Genomic DNA, 26,972 nt, shown 5'->3' on the forward strand with positions numbered 1-26,972 from the left:
TCAGATCGCCTGGTCACTCCATTGCCCATTCACCAGGCGGCGCAGCCCCAATGGGTTTCCGTCGCGCAAGGCTTCAGGCAGCAGGGCCTGCGGGTAGTTCTGGTAACACACCGGGCGCAGGAAGCGGTCGATGGCCAAGGTACCCACCGAGGTACCGCGGGCATCCGAGGTCGCAGGGTAAGGCCCACCGTGGACCATGGCATCACTTACTTCGACACCAGTCGGGTAGCCATTGATCAGGATGCGTCCGACTTTCTCCTCCAGCAGCGGCACCAGCCAGGCGTAGGCCTCGAAATCTTCCGCTTCGCCGATCAGGGTAGCGGTCAGCTGGCCACGCAGGCCCAGCAGGGCGTTGCGCAGTTGGTCGTTGTCCTGCACTTCTACGGCCACGGTGGTTGGGCCGAACACTTCCTCCTGCAGCAGCGGATCAGACTCGACCAGCAGGCGGGCATCGGCCTTGAACAGCTGGGCGCGGGCCTGGTTGCCTTCTTGCGGCTGGCCGGCCAGGTGCTCGATACCGGCATGGGCCTGCAGGTGCTCAAGCCCTCCCACGTAGCTGCGCAAGCCCCCTGCGTTGAGCATGGTTTGCCCAGCCTGCTGGTCCAGATGCTGGCCAAGGTCGGCCAGTAGCTGGCTGTACTGTGGTGATTGCAGGCCGATCACCAACCCAGGGTTGGTGCAGAACTGGCCGGCACCCATGCACACCGAGCCTGCCAGTTCGCGGGCGATGGCCTCGCCACGTTTGGCCAGGGCGGCTGGCAGGATGATGACCGGGTTGATGCTGGACATCTCGGCAAACACAGGAATCGGCTGTGGGCGCTCGGCGGCCATGCGGCACAAGGCGTCGCCGCCCTTGAGCGAGCCGGTGAAGCCGACGGCCTGGATGGCCGGGTGCTTGACCAGCCACTCGCCTACACCGCCACCGAATACCATGTTGAACACACCCTTGGGCATGCCGGTGCGCTCGGCGGCGCGCACGATGGCGCACCCGACAAGGTCGGCAGTGGCCATATGGCCGCTGTGCGCCTTGAACACCACCGGGCAACCGGCGGCCAGCGCCGCAGCGGTATCGCCGCCGGCGGTAGAGAAGGCTAGCGGGAAGTTACTGGCACCGAACACGGCGACCGGGCCGACGCCAATGCGCATCTGGCGCAGGTCCACGCGCGGTATCGGCTGGCGCTCTGGCAAGGCCAGGTCGATACGTGCACCGAGGAAATCGCCACGGCGCAATACCTGGGCGAACAGGCGCATCTGGCCACTGGTGCGCCCACGCTCGCCTTGAATACGGGCGGCGGGCAGGGCGGTTTCGCGGCAGACGATGGCGACGAAGGCGTCGTCCAGCTCGTCCAGTTCGGCGGCGATGGCGTCGAGGAATTCGGCGCGGCGGGCCGGGGCCAGTTGGCGGAACTCAGCGAAGGCGGCAGCGGCGGCCTTGGCGGCCTGGTCTACTTCAGCTTCGCTGGCTTGAGCGAAGCTGTAGGGCAGGGCTTCGCCAGTGCTGGCGTCCAGGCTCTGCAGGCGCTGAGTGCCAGCGGCGCTGCGCTGGCCGGCGATGAAGTTGTGGCCGAGGATTTCAGGCATTGGGGTGCTCCTGTTGGCTGACGGGGAATTGGACTGTGGGAGCGGGCGTGCCCGCGAAGCAGGCAACCCGGTGTATGGCACCGGCTTTGCCGGTGTTCGCGGGCATGCCCGCTCCCACAGGGAAGGGGTTGGTTCTATGGTCCAGCAACCCCTGGGGCATCAGGTAATCGGTGCCGGGTTGAACAGGGTGATGTCGTTGTGCAGGCGGTGCTGCTCGGCCCAGGTCTGCTTGCGGCCGCTGGCTACGTCCAGGTAGTAATGGAACAGTTCCCAGCCCAGCTCTTCGATGCTCGAACGCCCTGTGGCGATGCGCCCGGCGTCAATATCGATCAGGTCGGGCCAACGCTGGGCCAGTTCGCTGCGCGTGCACACCTTGACCACTGGTGCCATGGCCAGCCCGTAGGGCGTGCCTCGGCCAGTGGTGAACACATGCAGGTTCATGCCGGCGGCCAGTTGCAGGGTGCCGCAGACAAAGTCGCTGGCCGGGGTGGCGCAGAAAATCAGGCCCTTGCGCGTTACCCGCTCGCCTGGGCCGAGCACGCCCTGAATAGCGCCACTGCCGGACTTGACGATCGACCCCAGCGACTTCTCGACGATATTGGACAGGCCACCTTTTTTGTTGCCCGGCGTCGTGTTGGCGCTGCGGTCGGCGGCGCCTTGTTGCAGGTAGCGGTCGTACCAGTCCATTTCGCGGATCAGGGCGCCGGCGACCTCCTGGTTTTCGGCACGTGAGGTCAGCATGTAGATGGCGTCGCGCACCTCGGTCACTTCGGAGAACAGCACGGTGGCGCCGGCGCGTACCAGCAAGTCGGCGGCGTAGCCCAGCGCGGGGTTGGCGGTGATGCCCGAGAAGGCGTCGCTGCCACCGCACTGCATGCCAAGGATCAACTCGCTGGCCGGTACGGTTTCGCGGCGGCGCTGGTCAAGTTTCTTCAGTCGGGTTTCGGCCAGCGCCATGATCTGCTCGATCATTTCCACAAAGCCCAGGCTGGCGTCCTGCAGGCGGTACAGCCACGGGTCGCTGAGGTCTACCGAAGGGTCGTTTTCGTGCATCACCTGGCCGGCCTGCAGCTTTTCGCAGCCCAGGCTGATGACCAGCGCCTCGCCACCCAGGTTGGGGTTGCGCGCCAGGTTGCGCACGGTGCGGATCGGGATGTAGGCATCGCGCGCGTTGATGGCCACCCCGCAGCCGTAGCTGTGGGTGATGGCTACCACGTCATCGACATTGGGGTACTTGGGCAGCAGTTCACTGCGAATACGCTTGACCGCATGCTCGAGCACGCCGGTCACGCACTGCACGGTGGTGGTGATACCGAGGATGTTGCGGGTGCCGACGGTGCCGTCGGCGTTGCGGTAGCCTTCGAATGTGAAGCCTTCGAGCGGCGGCAGCGGGTGTGGGACGGCATCGCAGCGCGGCAGGCTGTCCAGCTCCGGGGCGGACGGCATGGCCAGTTGGCTTTCCTGCACCCAGCTGCCCTGGTGCAGGTCTTCCAGCGCGTAGCCAATGATTTGCCCATAGCGGCGCACCGGCTCACCTTTGGCGATGGCCACGGTGGCCACCTTGTGGCTTTGTGGCACCCCTTCGACCAGAGTCAGGCCGTCGGCAAAGCGGGCACCTTCGCCCAGGCCGCCGTCGTTGACCACCACCACGACGTTATCGTCGTCGTGCAGGCGGACGTAGCGGGGCGAGTCGGAATGTTCGATCAACTGCATGTTTGGGCCCTACTTGTCAGGTTCTCAGGCTTTTTTGTACATCCGCCCGCACCGGTTGCATCGGTGCGGGCGTGTTCACTCAGTGACGCGAGCTGGCCAGTTCGCCGTTGGCGGCAGGCTCAGCCTGTGGCTTTGGGGCATCGTCGCGCAGCTCGATACGCTTGATCGGGCCGACGATCACCAGGTAGCTGAACACCGCTACCAGGGCGTTGGCGCCCACGTACACCAGTGCCCACTTGAACGAGCCGGTGGCGCTGATGATGTAGCCGATCACGATAGGGGTGGTGATCGAGGCGATGTTGCCGAACGTATTGAACAGGCCACCGGACAGCCCGGCGATCTGCTTCGGCGAGGTATCTGCCACCACCGCCCAGCCCAGCGCGCCAATGCCTTTACCGAAGAACGCCAGGGTCATGAAACCAACCACCATCCACTCGGCATCCACATAGTTGCAGAACACCATGGTGGTCGACAGCAGCAGGCCGCACACGATGGGCAGTTTGCGCGAGAAGGTCAGCGAGTTGCCCCGGCGCAGCAGCCAGTCGGAGATCACGCCACCCAGCACGCCACCAATGAAACCGCAGACCGCCGGCAGGGAGGCGATGAAGCCGGCCTTGAGGATGGTCATGCCACGTTCCTGCACTAGGTACACGGGGAACCAGGTGAGGAAGAAGTAGGTGATGGCGTTGATGCAGTACTGGCCCAGGTACACGCCCAGCAGCATGCGGCTGGTCAGCAGTTGCTTGATGTAGCCCCATTTCGGGCCGGCGTTGCCGCGCTTCTGGTCCATGTCCACCAGGCCACCGTTCTGCTCGATGTGTTCGAGCTCGCTTTGGCTGATGCGTGGGTGTTGGCGGGGGTTGTAAATGGTTTTCAGCCACACCATCGAGAAGATGATGCCTAGCACACCCATGACCACGAACACGTGCTCCCAGCCGAAGCTGAACACGATCCAGCCCATGATCGGGGCGAACAGCGCAGTGGCGAAGTACTGCGCCGAGTTGAAAATGGCTGAGGCAGTGCCGCGCTCCTGCGTCGGGAACCAGGCGGCGACGATGCGCGCGTTGCCCGGGAACGACGGGGCTTCGGCGAAACCGACCAGAAAGCGCAGGGTGAAGAGGGTGACGACAGCCCAGGCAACCGGCAGGCCACCGACAAACCCCTGCAGCAGGGTAAACAGCGACCAGGTGAAGATGCTGAAAGCGTAAACGTTTTTGGAACCGAAGCGATCGAGCAGCCAGCCACCAGGAATCTGGCCAGCCACGTAAGCCCATCCAAAGGCGGAAAAGATATAACCGAGGGTTACGGCGTCAATGCCGAGATCTTTCTGCAGGCTGGAACCTGCGATAGCAATGGTAGCGCGGTCGGCATAGTTGATCGTGGTCACCAGAAACAGCATGAACAGGATCAGGTAGCGCACATGCGTCTTCTTAGTCGCTTGCATGCTGGCAATACTCCCACTAGTTATTTTTGTGCGGGCTCACGAATTGTAACCGGAGCGGGGCTGGCCCACTCCGGGCGCGGCAGGTGGCAGGCCGCGGGCAACGCTTACTGCGGGCCCATCTTGTCCATCAGCGCGGCGAGCATCTCGTACTCTTCTGCGGTGAGGTCGGTCAGCGGCGTACGCACCGGGCCAGCGTCGTAACCGGCAATTTTGGCACCGGCCTTGACGATGCTTACGGCGTAGCCGGCCTTGCGGTTGCGGATGTCCAGGTACGGCAGGAAGAAATCGTCGATCAGTTTGGCCACGGCAGCGTGGTCGTCACGGGCGATGGCGTTGTAGAAGTCCATGGCGGTCTTCGGCACGAAGTTGAACACGGCGGAGGAGTACACCGGTACGCCCAGGGCCTTGTAGGCGGCAGCATACACTTCGGCGGTCGGCAGGCCGCCCAGATAGCTGAAACGCTCGCCCAGGCGGCGACGGATCGACACCATCAGCTCGATATCACCCAGGCCATCCTTGTAGCCGATCAGGTTCGGGCAGCGCTCGGCCAGTTTTTCCAGCAGGTCGGCATTCAGGCGGCAGACGTTGCGGTTGTACACCACCACGCCGATCTTCACCGATTTGCACACTGCTTCGACGTGGGCGGCGACGCCGTCCTGGCTGGCTTCGGTCAGGTAGTGCGGCAGCAGCAGCAGGCCTTTGGCACCCAGGCGCTCGGCTTCCTGTGCGTATTCGATGGCCTGGCGGGTGGAGCCGCCCACGCCAGCGAGGATAGGGACAGAAGTGGCGCAGGTGTCGACGGCGGTCTTGATCACCTGGCTGTATTCGCTGGCGGCCAGGGAGAAGAACTCACCGGTACCACCCGCGGCGAACAGGGCGCTGGCGCCATACGGGGCCAGCCATTCCAGGCGCTTGATGTAGCCAGCCTGGTGGAAATCGCCCTGGGCGTTGAAGTCGGTGACCGGGAAAGACAGCAGGCCGTGGGAGAGGATGGATTTAAGTTCTTGTGGATTCATTGTTGTAGGCATCCTGTGGCGCTTGGGTGAAGGTGTTGTTCTGTGCTGGAGGTAAGTTATCGTACAACTTGAGCGATGACTAGTCCCCTTTGCGAGATTTTTTGCAGTGAGGCAAGGAGGAAGGGGAATTACCTGTACTGGCCTCTTCGCGGGTAAACCCGCTCCCACAGGGACGGCGCCCCCTTTGACCCCTGTGCAGATCCCTGTGGGAGCGGGTTTACCCGCGAAGAGGCCAATGCAGGCGAACCATGGCGCAAGGCAAGACACCGATGGCAGACTATCCGCTATCAGTCATCGTATCTCTTTATGGGGAAGGAAAAAAACGATCGCGGAGACAGGCACAAGGCCGCCGCCCGATTCCACGGGAAGTGTTCTGGGACCAGCAGAGGGTGACCGGGGATACGGGGGCGGCCTTGCGCCGCCCCGCGATCAAAGCAGAGGAAACTGAAGGTCAGGCCGCGTGCTGGCGCTTGATTTGCGCTTTGCGTACCTGGGCACGGCAAGCATCGCCGAAGGCCTGGAACATCTTGATCGAATCCGGGTTCTTCGCAGCTTGCCACTCCGGGTGCCACTGCACAGCGAACAGGAAGGGCGAAATGCTCGGGGCGTGAATGGCCTCGACCAGGCCGTCTTCGGCCAGTGCGATGGCTTCGATGCCGGCGCCGAGCGTGCGCAGCCCTTGGCCATGCAGCGAGTTGACGCGAATTTCGTCGGTACCCAGGGTGTCACGCAGCCAGCTGCCCGGCTTGATCTTCACACCATGTACCTGGGCGTACTGCACTTCAACCGGGTCTTCAGGGTTTTCCCGGTGGTCGTTGAAGCCAGGCTCGGCGTAGACCTTCTGGTAGATGTCGCCACCCAGGGCCACGTTGATTTCCTGCATGCCACGGCAGATACCGAAAATCGGCAGGCCACGCTTGATCGCCGCTTTCACCAGCGGGATGTCGAACAGGTCGCGGTTCTGGTCCTGGCCCTTGCCTGGGGTTTCATTCTCCTGGCCGTAAAGGGCCGGGTCGATGTTGCTGCCAGCGCCGGTCAGGTACACGCCGTCGGCCATGTCCAGGTAGGTGTCGAGGTCTTCAGTGCCGCAGCAGGTGGGCACCAGTACCGGGACGCAATCGGAGAATTCGACCAGCGGGGTGATGTATTTGTGGGTCATGACCTGATAGTCATGGCCTTTGCGCTCTTGGCTGCCCATGGTCATCAGGACGACGGGTTTGCGCAGGGAAGGTTGCTTGTTGCCAATGTTGCTGTTGGACATATGTCACCTTGGGACAGGTTCGGCCTGTCGTTGTTGTGCAGGTGCACGGCGCGGGGCCCTGGGTGCAGCCTGAAGCTCCGAGCACTGCCGGCTCGTCAGAGGCGACGATTCCGGTCGGGGCTTGTAGATAGCTTGCCAGAGCCGTTCGATATGTCAAACGACGGAAGCGGGCTTTAGTGCGGGGAATGCACCGGTTTTTGGGGGCTGAAACCGATGCGGGCCTGTGGCGGCGTGGGTTTGGCGGGGGTGTTGGTCAATAATATTTAACGACGCAGTTGGGTCTTTGCAGCGGTGCAATGAAGGGGGCCTGGAGTTTGTGCTACTGGCCCTATCGCCGGCAAGCCAGCTCCCACAGGTACTGCATCGGCCTTGAAAGCTGCAGATATCCTGGGAGCTGGCTTGCCGGCGATAGGGTCAGCACAAGCATCAAACATTTTGCTCAGTGCAGTATCTGCGCCAGGAACGCCTTGGCCCGCTCGGTACGCGGCTGGTTGAAGAACACCTGCGGCGGGCTGTCTTCGATGATGTGCCCACCCTCAAGGAACAGCACCCGCTCGGCTACCTGCCGGGCAAAGCCCATTTCATGGGTGACGCAGAGCATGGTCATGCCCGTGCCGGCCAGTTGTACCAGCACATCCAGCACTTCAGCGACCATTTCCGGGTCCAGCGCCGAGGTGGGCTCGTCAAACAGCATGATCCGCGGCTTCATGCACAGTGCCCTGGCAATCGCGACGCGCTGCTGCTGGCCGCCTGATAGCTGGCTGGGGTACTTGTGCGCCTGGCTCTCGATACCCACCTTGCTCAGGTACATGCGCGCCCGCTCTTCGGCGTCCTTGCGCGACAGCCCGCGCACGCTGGTGGGGGCCAGCAGGCAGTTGTCGAGCACGCTCATGTGCGGGAACAGGTTGAAATGCTGGAACACCATGCCGATGTCGCTGCGCACCTGCGCCGCTTCCCGGGTGGTGGCGGCCAGGTCGATGCCATCCACCTGGATGGTGCCCTGCTGGGCCACTTCCAGGCGGTTGATGCAGCGGATGAGGGTCGACTTGCCCGAGCCGGACGGCCCACACAGCACGATGCGTTCGCCTTCGCGCACCTGCAGGTTGATGTTGTGCAGCACGTGGAACGCGCCGTAGTGCTTGTTCAGGCCTTCGATGCGGATCAGCACCGGGCGTGGGTCGGGCTCGGGGGCAAGGCTTGCAAGGCTCAGGGGGGCGGTCATGTTGTTTTTCTCCCGCGTGGGTTCAGTCGAAACGAGTCGCGCTGTAGGGCGCAGGGTCGGTGAAAGGGGGCTCGCCGGTGATCAGCTCGGCCACCAGCCGGCCGCTGACCGGGCCCAGGGTAAGGCCGTGGTGGGCGTGGCCAAAGTTGAACCACAGCCCGGGGTGGCGCGCTGCGGGGCCGATGACCGGGCGCATGTCGGGCAGGCACGGGCGGCGGCCGAGCCAAGGGGTATCGTCCAGGCGCTCACCCAAAGCCGGGAACAGCTTGCGCGCCAGCGCCTCGCAGCGGCCCAGCTGGATCTGGTTCCCTGGTGCGCTGCTGGCGTCGAATTCGATGCCGGTGGTCAGGCGCACGCCGCGCGCCATCGGTGCCAGCACGTAGCCGCCCTGGGTGTCGCAGATTGAATGCTCAAGCGTTGCGCCGTCACGGGTGCTGTAGTGCATGTGATAGCCCCGCTTGATCGCCAGCGGAATCTGGTAGCCCAGGCCGCTGAACAGCTCGGCCGATTGCGGGCCGAGGCAGGCCACCACCTCGTCGGCGGTAATCGGGCCACGGCGGCTCTCTACCCGCCATTGGCCGTCGGCCTGGCGCAGGGCGCGCGCATCACCGTGCAGGAACTGCCCGCCGCGCTGCAGGAACAGCGCCGCGTAGCCGCGTGTGAGGGCGCCGGGGTTGTTCACGGTCTTGGGGTCGAGCCAGTGGATGCCGCCGACCACGGTGGCATCCAGTTGATGCTCGCGAGCCTGCAACTGCCCGCATTCCAGGATTTCGAATTGCAGGCCATAGCGGCTCAGGCCCTTGGCGTCGGCCTTGGCCTGCTCGAACAGGGCAGGGTCACGGAACACTTCGATCCAGCCTTTGGCCTGCACCAGCCCTTCCAGGCCAGCGGCTTCGATCAATGCGTCGTGTTCTTCGACGCAGCGCTGCACCAGCGGCAGCATGTCGGCGGCGGCCCCGGCCAGGCGCGCCGGGGCCGACTGGCGCCAGTAGCGCCATAGCCACGGCGCCGCCTTTGGCAGGTGCGCCAGGCTGTAGCGCACGTCGGGCTGGCGGTTCAGGCCGTAGCGCAGCAAGGCACCCACCTGCCGGGGGAAGGCATAGGGGATGACGCTGGAGCGCTCGATCAGCCCGGCGTTGCCGTGGCTGGTACCGCTGCCGGGTTCGTCGCGGTCGATCAGGACTACCTGGCGCCCGCGGGCCTGCAAGTGCAGGGCGGTGCTGACGCCGACGATGCCGGCGCCGAGGACAAGGGTCTGGCAATGCATGGAGCGTATCCTTCGGTCAGTTCAGGTGGCGGCCCAGTCGGCCTTCCAGGTGTTTCAGCAGGCGCCGCACCAGTTCGACGATCACCAGGTAGAGCACGGCGGCCCATAGGTAGATCTGGAAGTCGAAACTGCGCGAGAAGGCCAGTTTGGTCACGCCCATCAGGTCGTAGATGGTCACCAGCGAGGCAATCGCGCTGGCCTTGATCATCAGGATCAGTTCGTTGCCCAGCGGGCCGATGGCCACCAGCAACGACTGCGGCAGAATCACCTTGAAAAAGGTGGTAGAACGCTTCAGGTTCAGCGCCCGCGCCGCTTCATGCTGCCCCGGCGCGACGGCCATCAGGCTGCCGCGGAAGATCTCCGCCTGGTAGGCGGCGGTGTTCAGGGTGAAGGCCAGCAAGGTGCAGAACCACGCCTCGCGGAAAAACCACCACAGGCCGACGTCCTGCCAGAAGCCCTTGAGCGAACCCAGGCCGTAATACAGCAGAAACAGCTGGGCCAGCAGCGGCGAGCCGCGGAAGAAGTACACATAGCCGGCGGCCATGCGTTGCAGCAGCAGGCTGCGCGACATGCGTGCCAGGGCCAGTAACAGCCCGAGGACGGCGCCCAGGCTGAAGGAAATGGCTACCAGTTTGGCGGTGACCAGCAGGCCATCAAGAAAGCGTGGCCCATAGCGTTCCAGCAGGTCGGGGTCGAGCACCAGTGCCAACAGTTGTTCGAAGCTCATGCCCGTGCTCCTTGCAGGTGGCGGTTACTGCGCCGTTCGATGAAAGCGAAGACGCGCCCGGAAAGCGCTGCGAACAGCAGGTAACCCAGGCAGGCGACGCCATAGAAGAACATTGGCTCCTTGGTCACGCTGACGGCCAGGTTGGTCTGACGCATCAGGTCGACCAGTGAGATGGTCGACACCAGCGAGGTGTCCTTGAGCAGCGACAGCCAGTTGTTCGACAGGCCGGGCAGGGCGATGCGGGTAAGTTGTGGCAGCAACACCTTGAAAAAAGCGGTGCGCTTGCTCAGGCCCAATGCCGAGCAGGCCTCCAGCTGGCCCTTGGGCAGGGTCTTGAAGGCGGCCAGCCAGATCTCGCTTGAGAACGCGGCGAACACCAGGCTGAAGGCGATCATCGCGGCGAGGAAGGTGTTGATCAGGAATTCACCCTGATAGCCCATGGCCGCGAGGATTTTCTGCGCGGCGATCTGGCAGCCGTAATAGATGATCAGCAGTGTCAGCAGTTCGGGCAGGCCGCGGAACACCGTAGAGAAGGTGGTGGCCCAGGCCCGTGGCAGGCGCTTGCGCGAACGCGCCGCCAGCGCTACCAGCAGGCCCAGCGGCAGACCGATGGGCAGGCAGGCCAGTGCCAGTGAAACAGTCACCAGGGCGCCGGCCAGCAACGCCTGGCCCCAGCCTCCGCTGGCGAAGGACAGCAACGACAATTGATCGAGCATGACGAACACCTTGTGTTGACCTCACCGGCCTCATCGCCGCCAAGCCAGCTTTCACAAGAGACTGCACATCTGTCAGGCCTTGTGCGGTCCTGTGGGAGCTGGCTTGCCGGCGATAGGGCCGGATCAGGCGAGACGGGCTCTAGGATCAGTTGTAGATATCGAAAGCAAAGTACTTGCTGGCGATCTTCTGGTATGTGCCGTTGGCCACGATCTGTTGCAGCGCGGTGTTCAGGCGCTGGCGCAGGGCTTCGTCATCCTTGCGCACGGCAATGGCGGCGTCGGCCTTGGTATCGGCCACGTCGCCGAGGATCTTGCAGCAGTCCCCGCCGTTCTTGTTCATCCACTCGTGCAGCGGGAATTTATCGGCAATCACCCCGTCCAGGCGCCCGGCGGCCAGGTCGGCGTTGGCTTCGTCCATGGTCGGGTACAGCTTCACATCGGCCCCGGCCTTGCCATACACGTCTTCGGCGTAGATAGCCTGGGTGGACGACGACTGAGCCCCGACGGTGTAGCCGACAAAGTCGGTCTGTGCGCTGTCGATCTTGCTGTCCTTGGCTACCGCTACGGTCAGCGGGGTGCGGTAGTAGTGGTCGGTGAAAGCAATTTTCTTGCGCCGCTCTTCGGTGTTGATCATCGATGCGACGATGGCGTCGTACTTGCGCGCCATCAGGGCGGGGATGATGCCTTCCCAGTCCTGGGCCACCAGCGTGCACTCGACTTTCATCTGTTCGCACAGGGCATGGGTGATGTCGATATCGAAGCCATGCAGCTTGTTATCGGCGTCTACATAGTTGAAGGGCGGGTAGGCACCCTCGGTGGCGAAGCGCAGGGTTTCGGCACTGGCGGCGCCCGTCAGCAGCAGGGCACACGCTCCCACCAAGGCCATGGTCTTGTTCATCTCGCACCTCATTGCACTCTTGCTATTGTTGTTTTCCCGTCGGCCACGAGGTGTAGCCGACGAACTCGTTATGTAGAGCGGCAGTCGCTTCCAAGCGTTTTTCAACATCAGGCCCGAGCTTCTTGCAGACCTCGTTGACCATCAGGTGCACCCACGACAACATCGTCGAGGTGGATTCCCAGAACAGATTGAACTCGGTGGGGATGCGGAACACCTCGTCGGCGTTGGCATCAGCCCAGTCGCAGAAGGTGTCGGTCACCAGGGTGACCGCAATGCCTGCCTCACGTGCCTTTTGGCACAGCAGCAGGGCGTGACGGGAGTAACGGCGCGCCTCGAACACCACCAAAGCGCTGTCTTCGGCGCGGCCCAGCAGCACGTCACCGAAGTGCCCGGCACTGAGATCGACCAGTTGCACCCCATCGCGCAGGTACTGCAGCAGGTGGCTCATGCACATGGCGATGCCGCGCTCGGTCTGGAAGCCGGCGATGAACACCCGCGGCTTGCTCGCCAGGCGTTGCGCTACGCTGTGCCAGGTCGGGCTCTGGCGGTACTCGTGGACGCGCATCAAGGCCGCGATTTCCAGCTCCAGGCTGCCGGCGTTGTCACCAGCGTCCTGGTTCTGGCGGTAATCCTGCAATCGGTCGCCCACCAGCCATGGGCCATCGCCCAGGTCGTTCTGCAGGTCTTGCTTAAGTGCCTTGAGGTGGGCATAACCCAGTGAGCGGCAGAAGCGCCCGACGCTGGATTCGCTTACCTGCAGCTTGGCGGCGATGCTGGCCGAGGTCTGGAAAGGCAGTTCGTGCAGGTTGGCAAGCATGTAGGTGGCGATCTTGCGACCCGAGGCAGCGGCCCCTTCGAGGCTGTTTTCCAGGCGTTGCTTGATCGGTTGGCTCATGCTGCGGCTCCAGGGGGTAAGGCTTGGGAAGAAAATGAATGTTTTCTGTCATCAAGTCAACATTTGACAGATTGCTGTCACATGCAGGAAAGTTTTTGTCGTTGCAACGCTGTAGCCATTCCAATACCAACAAGGAGCTTCAGATGTCCGCACCTTCCACCAGCACCGTCGTGCGCGTGCCTTTTACCGAGCTCCAGAGCCTGTTGCAGGCCATCTTCCAGCGCCATGGGTGCAACGAGGCCGTGGCCCGGGTGCTGGCCCACAACTGCGCCAGCGCCCAGCGTGATGGCGCCCATAGCCATGGGGTGTTCCGCATCCCCGGCTATGTTTCGACCCTGACCAGTGGTTGGGTCGATGGCAATGCCACCCCAAAGGTCAGCGACGTGGCCGCCGGCTACGTGCGTGTCGATGCTGCTGGCGGTTTTGCCCAGCCGGCACTGGCGGCAGCCCGTGAGCTACTGGTGGCCAAGGCGCGCAACGCTGGCATTGCGGTGCTGGCGATCCACAATTCGCACCACTTTGCCGCGTTGTGGCCGGATGTAGAACCGTTCGCCGAAGAGGGCCTGGTGGCCCTGAGCGTGGTCAACAGCATGACCTGCGTAGTGCCGCATGGCGCGCGCAAGCCACTGTTTGGTACCAACCCCATCGCTTTTGCAGCGCCTTGTGCCGAACACGACCCTATCGTCTTCGACATGGCCACCAGCGCCATGGCCCACGGCGACGTGCAGATTGCCGCGCGTGCCGGCCAGCAACTGCCCGAAGGCATGGGGGTGGATGCCAATGGCGAACCGACCACCGAGCCCAAGGCGATTCTGGAGGGCGGCGCGTTGCTGCCGTTTGGCGGGCACAAGGGCTCGGCGCTGTCGATGATGGTCGAGTTGCTGGCGGCGGCGCTGACCGGGGGGAATTTCTCCTGGGCATTCGACTGGTCGGAGCACCCGGGGGCGAAAACACCCTGGACCGGGCAACTGATCATCGTCATCGACCCTAGCAAGAGCGAGGGCGAGCGCTTTGCCCAGCGCAGTCGCGAACTGGTGGAGCAGATGCAGGCGGTGGGCCTGACGCGCATGCCGGGTGAGCGGCGCTATCGTGAGCGCGAGGTGGCCGAGGAGGAGGGGGTGGCGGTAACCGAGCAGGAGTTGCAGGGCCTGAAGGCGCTGCTTGCCTGACCCGGCCTGCCGGCGATGAGGGCATCACTGTCAGCGCCAATCTCCGGCCATGCAATGTTGCATAGACAACCTTGCACAATAGTGGATGTTCCTGAGCACACACTCCGGGTATGCTCAGGTCTGCCTTTTCGAACTGTCCTGATTCAAGGAGCTGCACGCTGTGTTCAAACATGTCGATGCCTATGCCGGCGACCCGATCCTCTCGCTGATGGAAACCTTCAAGGCCGACCCGCGCGCCGACAAGGTCAACCTGAGTATCGGCCTGTACTACGATGAGGCCGGCGTGGTGCCGCAACTGGCGGCTGTGGATGCGGTGGAAAAACGCATTGCTGGCCAGGACCATGAAGCGTCCCTTTACTTGCCAATGGAAGGCCTGGCCAGCTACCGCCAGGCTATTCAGGCGTTGTTGTTCGGTGCCGATCACCCGGCCGTGACCGGCGGTCGCGTGGCCACCGTACAGACTGTGGGTGGCTCCGGCGCCCTGAAAGTCGGTGCCGACTTCCTCAAGCGCTACTTCCCGCAGTCCGAAGTCTGGGTCAGCAACCCGACCTGGGACAACCACCGCGCCATCTTCGAAGGCGCCGGCTTCAAGGTGCACACCTACCCGTACTTCGACCAGGCCTCCCGTGGCGTGGACTTCGACGGCATGCTGGCCACCCTGCAGACCCTGCCGGCCAACAGCGTGGTATTGCTGCACCCTTGCTGCCACAACCCCACCGGTGCCGACCTTACGCAAAACCAGTGGCAACACGTGGTCGAAGTGGTCAAGGCACGCCAGCTGATCCCGTTCCTCGACATTGCCTACCAGGGCTTTGCCGAAGGCCTGGTGGAAGACGCCTACGCCATCCGTGAAATGGCCCGCGCCGGCGTGCCGTGCCTGGTCAGCAACTCGTTCTCGAAAATCTTCTCGCTGTACGGCGAGCGGGTAGGTGGCCTGTCGGTGGTCTGCGACGACGACGCCACGGCCCAAAGCGTGCTTGGGCAGCTCAAGGCAACCGTGCGCCGCAACTACTCCAGCCCGCCCAATTTTGGCGCCCAGCTGGTGGCAGGCGTATTGAGCGATGCAGCGCTCAATGCCCAGTGGGCCGATGAAGTCGAAGTGATGCGCAAGCGTATCCTCGACATGCGTCAGGCGCTGGTCGATGCCCTGGCCGTGTTGCTGCCAGGCCAGGACTTCCAGTTCTTCCTGCGCCAGCGTGGCATGTTCAGCTACACCGGCTTCAGCGTCGAGCAAGTGCGGCGCCTGCGTGACGAGTTCGGCGTGTACCTGATCGACAGCGGCCGTGTGTGCATGTCCGGCTTGCGCCCGGCCAACCTGCAACGGGTTGCCGAAGCGTTCGCTGCTGTTCAGAAGTAATCGCTCAAGGGGCCCTGCGCGGCCCTGCCTGTGGGAGCGGCCTTGCCGCTCCCACAATTATCTTCTTTACCCACCGGTGTAGCCTGCTTGTAAAGACAAGTGCAACCGCCCCTCGGAAAAGGGCTTCGCAAGTGCAACCTTTCGGTGCACAATCGCGCCCCTCTTTTCCGGTTGAGTTGGGCGAAGGCACTGTTTCGCCATTCTCAGCCTGTTACAGTCTTGCGAGTGGAGCTTCACCCGGAATGAATGAGCAGGCCCCAAGCGTTGAACAACGCTTTGTAGAATCGACCCCCGCCACCCTCGGCAGCTGGGCGCGTCACGACACCACCTGGATGCTGGGCCTGTTCGGCACAGCCATTGGCGCCGGAACCCTGTTCCTGCCGATCAACGCCGGGCTTGGCGGTTTCTGGCCGCTGCTGATCCTGGCTGTACTGGCCTTCCCAATGACCTACTTCGCCCACCGCGGGTTGACCCGCTTCGTGCTCTCCGGGCGCAATGGTGGCGACATCACCGAAGTGGTCAAAGAGCACTTCGGCAGCAACGCCGGTGCCGCGATCACCGTGCTGTACTTCTTCGCGATCTTCCCCATCCTGCTTATCTACAGCGTGGCGCTGACCAACACCGTGTCCAGCTTCATGGAGCACCAGCTGCACATGGCGCCGCCACCGCGGGCCATCCTGTCGTTTGTGCTGATCCTCGGCCTGTTGGCCATCGTGCGCTGTGGCGAGCAGGCCACGGTCAAGGTCATGAGCCTGCTGGTGTACCCGTTCATCGTCGCCCTGGCGCTGCTGGGCCTGTACCTGGTACCGCACTGGACCGGTGGCATCCTCGACAGCGCCACCCAGGTGCCGCCGGCCTCGGCCTTCCTGCACACCCTGTGGCTGGCCATTCCGGTAATGGTGTTCTCGTTCAACCACTCGCCGATCATTTCGGCCTTCGCGGTCGACCAGAAGCGCCGCTACGGCGAGCATGCCGACGAGCGTAGCGGCCAGATCCTGCGCCGTGCCCACCTGCTGATGGTGGTGATGGTGCTGTTCTTCGTGTTCAGTTGCGTGCTCACCCTGAGCAGCGCCCAGCTGGCCGAAGCCAAGGCACAGAACCTGTCGATTCTGTCGTACCTGGCCAACCACTTCAGCAACCCGACCATCGCGTTCGCTGCGCCGCTGATCGCCTTCGTGGCCATCGCCAAGTCGTTCCTGGGCCATTACATCGGTGCCAGCGAGGGCCTGAAGGGCATTATCACCAAGACCGGCGCGCGGCCGGGCGCCAAGGCACTGGACCGCGTAGTGGCCGCGTTGATGCTGGTGGTGTGCTGGATCGTTGCCACCCTCAACCCGAGCATCCTCGGCATGATCGAATCGCTCGGCGGCCCGATCCTCGCGGTGCTGCTGTTCCTGATGCCGATGTACGCCATCCGCCGTGTACCGTCGATGCGCAAATACAGCGGTGCAGCCTCCAACGTGTTCGTTGTAGTGGTCGGCCTGGTTGCGCTGACCTCGGTGGTATACGGCCTGCTGGGCTGATTCGCTGCTTTAGATGAAGAATGCCCAGGTCGCTTGTCGTAACCTGGGCATTTTTTTGTCCACAAAAATTGTCCGGCAATAGAACAATTTCACCTGCCCCCATAGGCACCCGGCCGCCTTCATGCTTAACTCACTGTCCTTTTCAAACCCAGCATAAGGATTTCGTCATGGCTCAAGTGACTCTCAAAGGCGGCCCGGTTCAAGTCAACGGCGAACTGCCGAAAATCGGCGCCCAGGCTCCGGCATTCTCCCTGGTCGGTGAAGGCCTGGCTGACAAGTCGCTGAAGGACTACGCCGGCAAGCGCAAAGTGCTGAACATCTTCCCGAGCGTCGACACCCCAACCTGCGCCACCTCCGTGCGCAAGTTCAACGCTCAGGCCAATGATGTAGCCAACACTGTGGTGCTGTGCATCTCCGCCGACCTGCCGTTCGCCCAGGCGCGTTTCTGCGGTGCCGAAGGCCTGGAAAATGTTAAGAACCTGTCGACCCTGCGTGGCCGCGAGTTCCTCGAGAACTACGGCGTCGCCATTGCCGACGGCCCGCTGGCCGGCCTGGCTGCCCGCGCCGTGGTGGTGCTGGATGAAAACGACAACGTGCTGCACAGCGAACTGGTTGGCGAAATTGCTGACGAGCCGAACTACGATGCAGCGCTGGCAGTACTGAAGTAAGGGTTGCGGGGCAGGGCGGCTGAGTCCTGTGGTGGCCTCTTCGCGGGTGAACCCGCTCCCACAGGTAAAGCACAGCTTTTGAAATCTGTGCGGTACCTGTGGGAGCGGGTTCACCCGCGAAAGGGCCAGCCCAGGCAACCGAAACCTTTCAGCCCGCCACTCCTCCAAGCAACACCCTGTAACGGCCCGGAACGCTTTCCGGGCCGTTTTCATTTAAAGTTCAGCGTCTTGGCAACGTCAGCCAAAGGTAAACCTCTGGTAAAGGCCCTTTGCTAAAACGATACCATTGCTTATCGTTCATCCTCCCCAAGCCGCCATTCCGAACAAGGTTCGTTCAACCCATGCAAGTGTCCAATTCCCGTTCCCCCCGTCGCTGGCTCGTCGGCCTGCTGATCCTGCTGCTGGTGGCTGCACTGGCCTGGTGGCTGTGGCCTGCAGCAACGCCTGCGCATAAAGAAGCCGGCGGCGGCGGGCGCGGTGGCAAGGGCATGGGCATGATGGGTGGCCGCCCAGGGTTCGGCGGCTCCAGCGAAGCGGTGCCGGTACGCGTCGAACCGGTACGCGTAGGCGACTTCCCCCTGTATTACAAAGCCCTGGGCACCGTCACCGCCACCAATACGGTGAATGTGCGCAGCCGCGTGGCTGGCGAACTGGTGAAGATCCACTTCAAGGAAGGCCAGCAGGTCAAGGCCGGCGACCTGCTCGCCGAAATCGACCCGCGCTCGTACCGCATCGCCCTGCAGCAGGCCGAAGGTACGCTGGCGCAAAACCAGGCGCAGCTGAAAAACGCCCAGGTGGATGTAGCCCGCTACAAAGGCCTGTACGCCGAAGACAGTATTGCCAAGCAAACCCTCGACACCGCCGAAGCGCAGGTGGCGCAGTTCCAGGGGCTGGTCAAGACCAACCAGGCACAGGTCAACGACGCTCGCCTGAACCTCGACTTCACCCAGATCCGTGCCCCGATCAACGGCCGCGTGGGCCTGCGCCAGCTCGACCTGGGCAACCTCGTTGCGGCCAACGACACCACTGCATTGGTGGTGATTACCCAGACCGAGCCGATCAATGTCGCCTTCACCCTGCCGGAGACCGAGCTGAGCACCGTGCTGGAACGCTACCGCAGCGGCGCCAGCCTGCCGGTCGAGGCCTGGGACCGCAGTGACAGCAAGTTGCAGTCCACCGGCGTGCTGGGCAGTATCGACAACCAGATCGACACCACCACCGGTACCCTCAAGTTCAAGGGGCGCTACGAGAACAAGGACCTGGCCCTGTTCCCCAATCAGTTCGTCAACGTGCGCCTGCTGGCCGATACCCTCAAGCAGGTGGTGTTGGCCCCGGCAGCGGCCATCCAGTTTGGCAATGACGGCACGTTTGCCTATGTGGTCAACGCCGAAAACACTGTGAATGTTCGCAAGCTCAAGGTCGGCGCCAGCGATGGCGAGAACAGCGTCATCCTCGAAGGCCTGAAGGCCGGCGACCGTCTGGTGCTGGAAGGCACCGACCGCCTGCGTGAAGGCACCAAAGTGGAAGTGGTCGAAGACAGCTCGCAAGTGCCGACCACCCCGGGCCAGCATCTCCAAGGGCAGGACACCAAGGGCGCGGCGCACACCGGTGAAGCTCAGCCAGGCAAAGCAGCAGGCAAGGCGGGCGCATGAACCTCTCGCGTCTGTTCATCCTGCGGCCGGTCGCCACCACGCTGAGCATGCTGGCCATTGTCCTGGCCGGCCTGATCGCCTACAAGCTGCTGCCGGTCTCCGCTTTGCCGCAGGTGGATTACCCGACCATCCGCGTCATGACCCTGTACCCCGGCGCCAGTCCGCAGGTCATGACCAGCGCCGTCACCGCACCCCTGGAGCGCCAGTTCGGCCAGATGCCTGGCCTGGAGCAAATGGCTTCGACCAGTTCCGGTGGTGCATCGGTGCTTACCCTGCGCTTCAACCTCGACATGAACATGGACGTTGCCGAGCAGCAGGTGCAGGCTGCGATCAACGCTGCCAGCAATCTGCTGCCCAGCGACCTGCCTGCGCCGCCGGTGTACAACAAGGTCAACCCGGCTGACACCCCGGTGCTGACCTTGGCCATTTCGTCCAAGACCATGCCGCTGCCCAAGCTCAATGACCTGGTCGATACGCGCGTGGCACAAAAGCTTGCACAGATCAGCGGCGTAGGCATGGTCAGCATTGCCGGCGGCCAGCGTCAGGCGGTACGCATCAAGGTCAACGTGGACGCCCTGGCGGCCAACGGCCTGAACCTGGATGACGTGCGCACGCTGATCGGCGCCTCGAACGTGAACCAGCCCAAGGGCAATTTCGATGGCCCCACCCGGGTGTCGATGCTCGATGCCAATGACCAGCTGCGCTCCCCCGAGGAATACGCCAACCTGATCCTGGCCTACAACAACGGTGCCCCACTGCGTCTGAAGGATGTGGCGGAAATTGTCGATGGCGCCGAAAACGAGCGGCTGGCCGCCTGGGCCAACGAAAACCATGCGGTGCTGCTGAACATCCAGCGCCAGCCTGGCGCCAACGTCATTGAAGTGGTCGACCGTATCAAGGAACTGTTGCCGTCGATCACCGACAACCTGCCGGCCGGCCTCGATGTGTCGGTGCTGACTGACCGCACCCAGACCATCCGCGCCGCGGTCAAGGACGTACAGCATGAACTGCTGATTGCCATTGTCCTGGTGGTGATGGTTACCTTCGTCTTCCTGCGCCGTTTCAGCGCTACCCTTATTCCGTCGATTGCCGTGCCACTGTCACTGATCGGCACCTTCGGCGTGATGTACCTGGCCGGTTTCTCGGTGAACAACCTGACGCTGATGGCCCTGACCATTGCCACCGGCTTTGTGGTCGACGATGCCATTGTCATGCTGGAGAACATCTCCCGGCACATCGAGGAGGGCGAGATGCCCATGCAGGCGGCGCTCAAGGGCGCCCGGCAGATCGGCTTTACCCTGATCTCGCTCACCTTCTCACTGATTGCGGTACTGATCCCGCTGCTGTTCATGGCTGACGTGGTCGGCCGCCTGTTCCGCGAGTTCGCCATCACCCTGGCAGTGGCCATCCTGATTTCCCTGGTGGTGTCGCTGACCCTGACGCCCATGATGTGCGCGCGCCTGCTCAAGCGTGAGCCCAAGGAAGAGGAACAAGGCCGCTTCTACCGCGCCAGCGGCGCCTGGATCGACTGGCTGATCAAACACTACGGCAACGCCCTGCAGTGGGTACTCAAGCACCAGCCGCTGACCTTGTTGGTGGCGGTGGCCAGCCTGGTGCTGACCGTGTTCCTGTACATGGTAGTGCCGAAGGGCTTCTTCCCGGTGCAGGACACCGGCGTGATCCAGGGTATCTCCGAAGCACCGCAGTCTACCTCGTTCGCCGCCATGAGCGAGCGTCAGCAGGCCCTGAGCAAGGTGATCCTGCAGGACCCTGCCGTGCAAAGCCTGTCGTCCTACATCGGCGTCGATGGCGACAACGCCACCCTCAACAGCGGCCGCCTGCTGATCAACCTCAAGCCTCACGGCGAGCGCGACGCCACCGCCAGCGAAGTGATCAGCCGCCTGCAGCCGCAACTTGACCGGCTGGTGGGCATCCGCCTGTTCATGCAGCCGGTGCAGGACCTGAGCATCGAGGACCGGGTCAGCCGAACCCAGTACCAGTTCAGCCTGTCATCGCCGGACGCCGACCTGCTGGCGCAATGGAGCGGCAAGCTGGTGCAGGCGCTGCAGCAACGCGCGGAGCTGGCCGACGTCGCCAGTGACCTCCAGGACAAGGGCCTGCAGGTGTACCTGGTGATTGACCGCGATATGGCCAGCCGCTTGGGCATCAGCGTGTCGCAGATCACCAATGCCCTGTACGACGCCTTCGGCCAGCGGCAGATTTCTACCATCTACACCCAAGCCAGCCAGTACCGCGTGGTGCTGCAGTCGAAGGACGCTTCAGTGATCGGCCCGCAGGCGCTGGAGTCGATCCACGTCAAGGCCACCGATGGCGGCCAGGTGCGGCTGTCGGCGCTGGCGCGCATCGAGCAGCGTCAGGCCCAGCTGGCCATTTCCCACATTGGCCAGTTCCCTGCAGTGACCCTGTCGTTCAACCTGGCCCATGGCGCCTCGCTAGGTGAAGCCGTGCAGGTGATCGAGCAGGTGCAGAAGGACATCGGCATGCCGCTGGGGGTGCAAACCCGCTTCCAGGGGGCTGCGGAGGCCTTCCAGGCGTCGCTGTCGAGCACCTTGCTGCTGATTCTGGCGGCGGTGGTGACCATGTACATCGTGCTGGGCGTGCTGTACGAAAGCTACATCCACCCGGTGACCATCCTCTCGACCCTGCCGTCGGCGGCGGTGGGGGCCTTGCTGGCCTTGCTCATCAGCGGCAACGACCTGGGCATGATCGCCATCATCGGCATCATTCTGCTCATCGGCATCGTCAAGAAGAACGCGATCATGATGATCGACTTTGCCCTTGAGGCCGAGCGCCACCAGGGCATGAGCCCGCGCGATGCGATTTACCAGGCGGCGCTGCTGCGCTTCCGGCCGATCCTGATGACCACCCTGGCCGCGCTGTTCGGTGCGGTGCCGCTGATGCTCGCCACTGGTTCCGGCGCCGAGCTGCGCCAGCCGCTGGGCCTGGTCATGGTCGGCGGGTTGCTGGTCAGCCAGGTGCTGACGCTGTTCACCACCCCGGTCATCTACCTGTATTTCGACCGCCTGGCCCGCCGCTGGCGCCCGGGCACAGACGTGAAGCAGGCCGAGGCATGAACCTGTCCGGTCCTTTCATCCGTCGCCCGGTAGCGACCATGCTGCTGAGCCTGGCGATCATGCTGCTGGGCGGGGTCAGCTTCGGCCTGTTGCCTGTGTCACCGCTGCCGCAGATGGACTTCCCGGTAATCGTGGTGTCGGCCAATTTGTCCGGCGCCAGCCCGGAGGTCATGGCCTCCACCGTGGCCACGCCACTGGAGCGCAAGCTGGGCAGCATCGCCGGCGTGACCACCTTGACCAGCAGCTCCAACCAGGGCTCCACGCGGGTCATCATCGGTTTCGAGATGGGCCGCGACATCGACGGCGCGGCGCGCGAGGTGCAGGCAGCGATCAACGCCACCCGCAACCTGTTGCCCAGCGGCATGCGCAGCATGCCCACCTACAAGAAGATCAACCCGTCGCAAGCACCGATCATGGTGCTGTCGCTGACGTCGGACGTGCTGCAGAAAGGCCAGCTGTACGACCTGGCCGACACCATCCTGTCGCAGAGCCTGGCCCAGGTATCGGGGGTAGGGGAAGTGCAGATCGGCGGCAGTTCGCTGCCGGCGGTGCGCATTGCCGTCGAGCCGCAATTGCTCAACCAGTACGGTGTGTCACTGGACGATGTGCGCACGGCCGTGGCCAACGCCAACCAGCGTCGGCCCATGGGCTTTGTCGAGGATGCCGAGCGCAACTGGCAGGTAAGGGCCAACGACCAGCTGGAAAGCGCCAAGGATTACGAGCCGGTGGTGATCCGCCAGCAGAACGGCACCATCCTGCGCCTGTCCGACGTGGCGAGCATTACCGATGGCGTGGAGAACCGCTACAACAGCGGTTTCTTCAATGACCAGAGTGCGGTGTTGCTGGTGGTCAACCGCCAGAGCGGTGCCAACATCATCGAGACGGTCGACCAGATCAAGGCGCAGTTGCCCGCCCTGCAGTCGTTGCTGCCGGCCAGTGTGCAACTGAACGTGGCGATGGACCGCTCGCCGGTGATCAAGGCCACCCTGAAGGAAGCCGAACACACCCTGCTGATCGCTGTGGTGCTGGTGATCCTGGTGGTGTACCTGTTCCTCGGCAGCTTGCGCGCCTCACTGATACCCAGCCTGGCAGTGCCCGTATCGCTGGTGGGCACTTTCGCGGTCATGTACCTGTGCGGGTTCTCGCTCAACAACCTGTCGCTGATGGCGTTGATCCTCGCCACTGGCCTGGTGGTGGACGACGCCATCGTGGTGCTGGAGAACATCTCGCGGCACATCGAGGACGGCCAGCCGCCGATGAAGGCGGCCTTCCTGGGGGCCAAGGAAGTGGGCTTCACCTTGCTGTCGATGAACGTGTCGCTGGTGGCGGTGTTCGTCTCCATCCTGTTCATGGGCGGCATCGTGCGCAACCTGTTCCAGGAGTTCTCGATCACACTGGCGGCGGCGATCATCGTGTCGCTGGTGGTATCGCTGACCCTCACGCCAATGCTGTGCGCCCGCTGGCTCAAACCACACCAGGCCGCGCAGACCCGCCTGCAGCGCTGGAGCGACAACGTCCACCAGCGCATGGTCAACGCCTACGACCGGAGCCTGGGTTGGGTCTTGCGCCACAAGCGCCTGACCCTGCTCAGCCTGCTGGCGACCATTGGTATCAACATCGCCCTGTACGTGGTAATACCCAAGACCCTGATGCCACAGCAGGACACCGGCCAGCTGATGGGCTTTATCCGCGGTGACGACGGCCTGTCGTTCACCGTGATGCAGCCGAAGATGGAAATCTACCGCCGCGCCTTGCTGGCTGACCCGGCAGTACAGAGTGTGGCCGGTTTCATCGGTGGCAACAGCGGTACCAACAATGCCATGGTGTTGGTGCGCCTCAAGCCGATCAGCGAGCGCAAGATCGATGCGCAGAAGGTGATCGAGCGGCTGCGCAAGGAAATGCCCAAAGTGCCCGGTGGTCGGCTGTTCCTGATGGCCGACCAGGACCTGCAGCTGGGTGGCGGCGGGCGTGACCAGACCTCGTCACAGTACCTGTATACCCTGCAAAGCGGCGACCTGGCGGCTTTGCGCCAGTGGTTCCCCAAGGTGGTTGCGGCGCTGCGTGCACTGCCGGAGCTGACCGCCATCGACGCGCGTGACGGCTCCGGTACCCAGCAGGTGACGCTGGTGGTCGACCGTGACCAGGCCAAGCGCTTGGGCATCGACATGGACATGGTGACCACGGTACTGAACAACGCCTACAGCCAGCGGCAGATTTCCACCATCTACGACAGCCTCAACCAGTACCAGGTGGTGCTGGAAATCAACCCGAAATACGCCTGGGACCCGAGCACCCTCGAGCAAGTGCAGGTGATTACCGCGGACGGGGCCCGCGTGCCGTTGTCGACCATCGCCCGTTACGAGAACAGCCTGGCCAATGACCGGGTCAGCCACGAAGGCCAGTTCGCCTCGGAAGACATCGCCTTCGACGTCGCCGAGGGCTACAGCCCCGACCAGGCCATGGCGGCGGTGGAGCGTGCAGTGGCCAAGCTCGGCCTGCCCGAAGAGGTGATCGCCAAGCTTGGTGGTACGGCCGATGCCTTTGCCAAGACCCAGCAGGGCCAGCCCTTCATGATCCTTGGCGCACTGCTGCTGGTGTACCTGGTGCTGGGCATTCTTTATGAAAGCTACATCCACCCGCTGACCATTCTGTCGACACTGCCTTCGGCAGGCGTCGGTGCCTTGCTGACGCTGTATGTCACCGGTGGCGAATTCAGCCTGATCTCGCTGCTGGGGCTGTTCCTGCTGATCGGTGTGGTGAAGAAGAACGCCATCTTGATGATCGACCTGGCCTTGCAGCTGGAGCGTCACCAAGGTCTGTCGCCGGAAGAGTCGATCCGTCGGGCCTGCCTGCTGCGCCTTCGACCGATTCTGATGACCACCCTTGCAGCCATCCTTGGCGCCTTGCCGCTGCTGCTGAGCCACGCGGAAGGCGCGGAAATGCGCCAGCCGCTGGGCCTGACCATTATCGGTGGCCTGGTCTTCAGCCAGGTCCTCACCCTTTATACGACGCCGGTGGTCTACTTGTACCTGGACCGCCTGCGCCACCGTTTGAACCGTTGGCGCGGCGTGCGCACCGACGTCGCCCTGGAAACCCCGCTATGACTTTCGCCCAGACCCCACTTCACCGTGCGCTGCAAGCGTTGACCAAAGGGCGAGGCTCGCGCCTGCTAGGCGCCGGGCTGTGCGTGGCCTTGCTCAGTGCCTGTACCTTGAGCCCGGACTATCACCGCCCCGAGCTGAACAGCACGGCGGCGCAGTTCAAACACGCCGAAGGCTGGACCCAGGCCACGCCGTCCGATGCCATCGCCCGCGGCGCCTGGTGGGAAATCTACGGCGATGCAGGGCTCAATGCGCTGGTTGAAGAGCTTAACCGCAGCAACCAGACCGTGGCGCAATCGGAAGCGCAATACCGCCAGGCCCAGGCGCTGGTGCGCAGCAGCCGTGCAGCGTTGTTCCCAAGCCTGGACCTGAGCGCAAGCAAAAACCGCTCCGCCCAAGGTACCGGCAGCTCCAGTTCCAGCCTTTCCAACAACAGCAGTGGTATTCGCAATACCTACAACGCCCAGCTCGGTGTCAGCTGGGAAATCGACCTGTGGGGCAAGCTGCGCGAAACCATGAATGCCAACGAGGCCAGTGCCGAAGCCAGCTTTGCCGACCTCGCCTCGATCCGCTTGAGCCAGCAATCAGAGCTGGTGCAGAACTACCTGCAATTGCGGGTTATCGATGAGCAGAAACGCTTGCTGGAAGCCACCGTGGCAGCCTATGAGCGCTCGCTTCGAATGACCGAAAACCAGTACCGGGCTGGTGTCTCCGGGCCGGATGCCGTGGCCCAGGCCCGCACCCAGCTCAAAAGCACCCAGGCTGACCTGATCGACCTGATCTGGCAGCGTGCGCAGTTCGAGAACGCCATCGCTGTGCTGCTGGGCAAGACCCCGGCCGACTTCGCTCTGGCCGACAGCAAGGCCATTCCGGCATTGCCGCAAATTCCGGTTTCGCTGCCGTCGCAACTGCTGGAGCGTCGCCCGGACATCGCTGCTGCCGAACGCAACGTAATGGCGGCCAACGCCAATATCGGGGTGTCGCGGGCGGCGTACTTCCCGGACCTCAGCCTGAGCATGAGTGGTGGCTATTCCAGCAGCAGTTTCAGCAACTGGATCGAGTTGCCCAACCGGTACTGGTCGGTAGGCCCGCAGCTGGCGCTGACCCTGTTCGACGCCGGCAAGCGCAGCGCCGAGGTGGACCGCACGGTGGCGGTGTATGACCAGACCGTGGCCCAGTATCGTCAGACGGTGCTGGACGGCTTCAAGGAAGTGGAAAACCTGCTGGTGCAGTTGAAGGTGTACGGCGATGAAGCGGGGGTGCGTCAAGAGGCGCTGGATGCCGCACGCGAGTCGCTGCGCCTGACCGAGAACCAGTACCGCGCCGGGTTGATCGGCTACCTGGACGTAGTCAACGTGCAGACCACGGCACTGAGCAACGAGCGCAGCGTGTTGAACCTGCTGCAAGGGCGCCTGGTGGCCAGTGTGCAATTAGTGGCCGCATTGGGTGGCGGCTGGGATGCCGAGCAGGCGTTCGCCGAGCAGGACTGACCGGCACGTACAGGCCCTTGGAGGAGCGGCCTTGTGTCGGGATCGGGCCGCAAGGCGGCCCCGGCGATCTCTGTGTGCGCACCTGGTTTTGCAACCTCTGTGGTAGCGGGCTTGCCCCGCGAACACCGGCACAGCCGGTGCCATGCACCGCGTAAACCCCTTCGCGGGACAAGCCCG

The 26,972-nt window shown here is 63.4% G+C and carries 19 protein-coding genes; 8 read left to right on the forward strand and 11 right to left on the reverse strand.

The genetic code is table 11. From position 1 onward, the window contains the following. The 11 genes from CKW35_RS03835 to CKW35_RS03885 all read right to left on the reverse strand — a co-directional run bounded on the left by CKW35_RS03835 (position 1) and on the right by CKW35_RS03885 (position 12,740). A complete protein-coding gene (locus tag CKW35_RS03835) occupies positions 1-1,581 on the reverse strand; it encodes an aldehyde dehydrogenase (NADP(+)) (RefSeq protein WP_070086701.1) in 1,581 nt (526 codons plus the stop codon). Positions 1,582-1,740: 159 nt separating this feature from the next. Next, complete coding sequence (gene garD / locus CKW35_RS03840) at positions 1,741-3,294, reverse strand: galactarate dehydratase (protein ID WP_070086700.1); 1,554 nt, start codon at positions 3,292-3,294, stop codon at positions 1,741-1,743. Between the two features lie 79 nt (positions 3,295-3,373). Continuing rightward, complete coding sequence (locus CKW35_RS03845; protein ID WP_016487467.1) at positions 3,374-4,738, reverse strand: MFS transporter; 1,365 nt, start codon at positions 4,736-4,738, stop codon at positions 3,374-3,376. A gap of 104 nt (positions 4,739-4,842) precedes the next feature. Then, positions 4,843-5,754, reverse strand: a complete 912-nt coding sequence (gene kdgD, locus CKW35_RS03850; RefSeq protein WP_016487466.1) for a 5-dehydro-4-deoxyglucarate dehydratase — start codon at positions 5,752-5,754, stop codon at positions 4,843-4,845. A 451-nt stretch (positions 5,755-6,205) separates the two neighbouring features. Then, positions 6,206-7,015, reverse strand: coding sequence for a gamma-glutamyl-gamma-aminobutyrate hydrolase family protein (locus CKW35_RS03855; RefSeq protein WP_016487465.1), 810 nt, complete (start codon positions 7,013-7,015; stop codon positions 6,206-6,208). Positions 7,016-7,454: 439 nt separating this feature from the next. After that, positions 7,455-8,237, reverse strand: coding sequence for an amino acid ABC transporter ATP-binding protein (locus tag CKW35_RS03860; protein WP_016487464.1), 783 nt, complete (start codon positions 8,235-8,237; stop codon positions 7,455-7,457). 22 nt (positions 8,238-8,259) lie between these two features. Continuing rightward, positions 8,260-9,504, reverse strand: coding sequence for an FAD-binding oxidoreductase (locus tag CKW35_RS03865; RefSeq protein WP_095115141.1), 1,245 nt, complete (start codon positions 9,502-9,504; stop codon positions 8,260-8,262). Positions 9,505-9,520: 16 nt separating this feature from the next. Next, entirely contained in the window at positions 9,521-10,231 is a 711-nt protein-coding gene (locus tag CKW35_RS03870) for an ABC transporter permease (protein ID WP_016487462.1), read from the reverse strand. Further along, a complete protein-coding gene (locus tag CKW35_RS03875) occupies positions 10,228-10,947 on the reverse strand; it encodes an ABC transporter permease (RefSeq protein ID WP_016487461.1) in 720 nt (239 codons plus the stop codon). The genes CKW35_RS03870 and CKW35_RS03875 overlap by 4 nt, the downstream gene beginning before the upstream one ends. A 145-nt stretch (positions 10,948-11,092) precedes the next feature. Continuing rightward, positions 11,093-11,845, reverse strand: a complete 753-nt coding sequence (locus CKW35_RS03880) for a transporter substrate-binding domain-containing protein (protein ID WP_016487460.1) — start codon at positions 11,843-11,845, stop codon at positions 11,093-11,095. Positions 11,846-11,867: 22 nt separating this feature from the next. Then, positions 11,868-12,740, reverse strand: a complete 873-nt coding sequence (locus tag CKW35_RS03885; RefSeq protein ID WP_095115143.1) for a MurR/RpiR family transcriptional regulator — start codon at positions 12,738-12,740, stop codon at positions 11,868-11,870. A gap of 143 nt (positions 12,741-12,883) precedes the next feature. On the opposite strand from CKW35_RS03885, the gene CKW35_RS03890 reads away from it, so the two are divergent. The 8 genes from CKW35_RS03890 (at position 12,884) to CKW35_RS03925 (ending at position 26,795) form a co-directional block, all read left to right on the forward strand. Continuing rightward, positions 12,884-13,909: an Ldh family oxidoreductase gene (locus CKW35_RS03890; RefSeq protein WP_095115145.1), complete on the forward strand. Its 1,026-nt coding sequence runs from the start codon at positions 12,884-12,886 to the stop codon at positions 13,907-13,909. A gap of 160 nt (positions 13,910-14,069) precedes the next feature. After that, positions 14,070-15,266, forward strand: coding sequence for an amino acid aminotransferase (locus CKW35_RS03895; protein WP_016487457.1), 1,197 nt, complete (start codon positions 14,070-14,072; stop codon positions 15,264-15,266). Positions 15,267-15,508: 242 nt separating this feature from the next. Next, entirely contained in the window at positions 15,509-16,789 is a 1,281-nt protein-coding gene (locus tag CKW35_RS03900; protein WP_016487456.1) for a serine/threonine transporter, read from the forward strand. 167 nt (positions 16,790-16,956) lie between these two features. Beyond that, on the forward strand, positions 16,957-17,457 hold the full coding sequence (gene tpx, locus CKW35_RS03905; RefSeq protein ID WP_016487454.1) for a thiol peroxidase: 501 nt from the start codon (positions 16,957-16,959) through the stop codon (positions 17,455-17,457). Positions 17,458-17,798: 341 nt separating this feature from the next. Next, positions 17,799-19,109 carry an MdtA/MuxA family multidrug efflux RND transporter periplasmic adaptor subunit gene (locus tag CKW35_RS03910; protein ID WP_095115147.1) on the forward strand — a complete coding sequence of 437 codons (1,311 nt, stop codon included), beginning with the start codon at positions 17,799-17,801 and terminating at the stop codon, positions 19,107-19,109. Next, positions 19,106-22,204, forward strand: coding sequence for an MdtB/MuxB family multidrug efflux RND transporter permease subunit (locus tag CKW35_RS03915; RefSeq protein ID WP_095115149.1), 3,099 nt, complete (start codon positions 19,106-19,108; stop codon positions 22,202-22,204). Before CKW35_RS03910 ends, CKW35_RS03915 begins: the two co-directional genes overlap by 4 nt. Next, complete coding sequence (locus tag CKW35_RS03920; protein ID WP_095115151.1) at positions 22,201-25,308, forward strand: efflux RND transporter permease subunit; 3,108 nt, start codon at positions 22,201-22,203, stop codon at positions 25,306-25,308. Before CKW35_RS03915 ends, CKW35_RS03920 begins: the two co-directional genes overlap by 4 nt. Continuing rightward, on the forward strand, positions 25,305-26,795 hold the full coding sequence (locus CKW35_RS03925; RefSeq protein ID WP_016487450.1) for an efflux transporter outer membrane subunit: 1,491 nt from the start codon (positions 25,305-25,307) through the stop codon (positions 26,793-26,795). The genes CKW35_RS03920 and CKW35_RS03925 overlap by 4 nt, the downstream gene beginning before the upstream one ends. Positions 26,796-26,972: the final 177 nt, after the last annotated feature.

This window comes from Pseudomonas sp. Irchel 3F3, from assembly GCF_900187545.1.
In the GTDB taxonomy this organism is placed as follows: domain Bacteria; phylum Pseudomonadota; class Gammaproteobacteria; order Pseudomonadales; family Pseudomonadaceae; genus Aquipseudomonas; species Aquipseudomonas fortuita.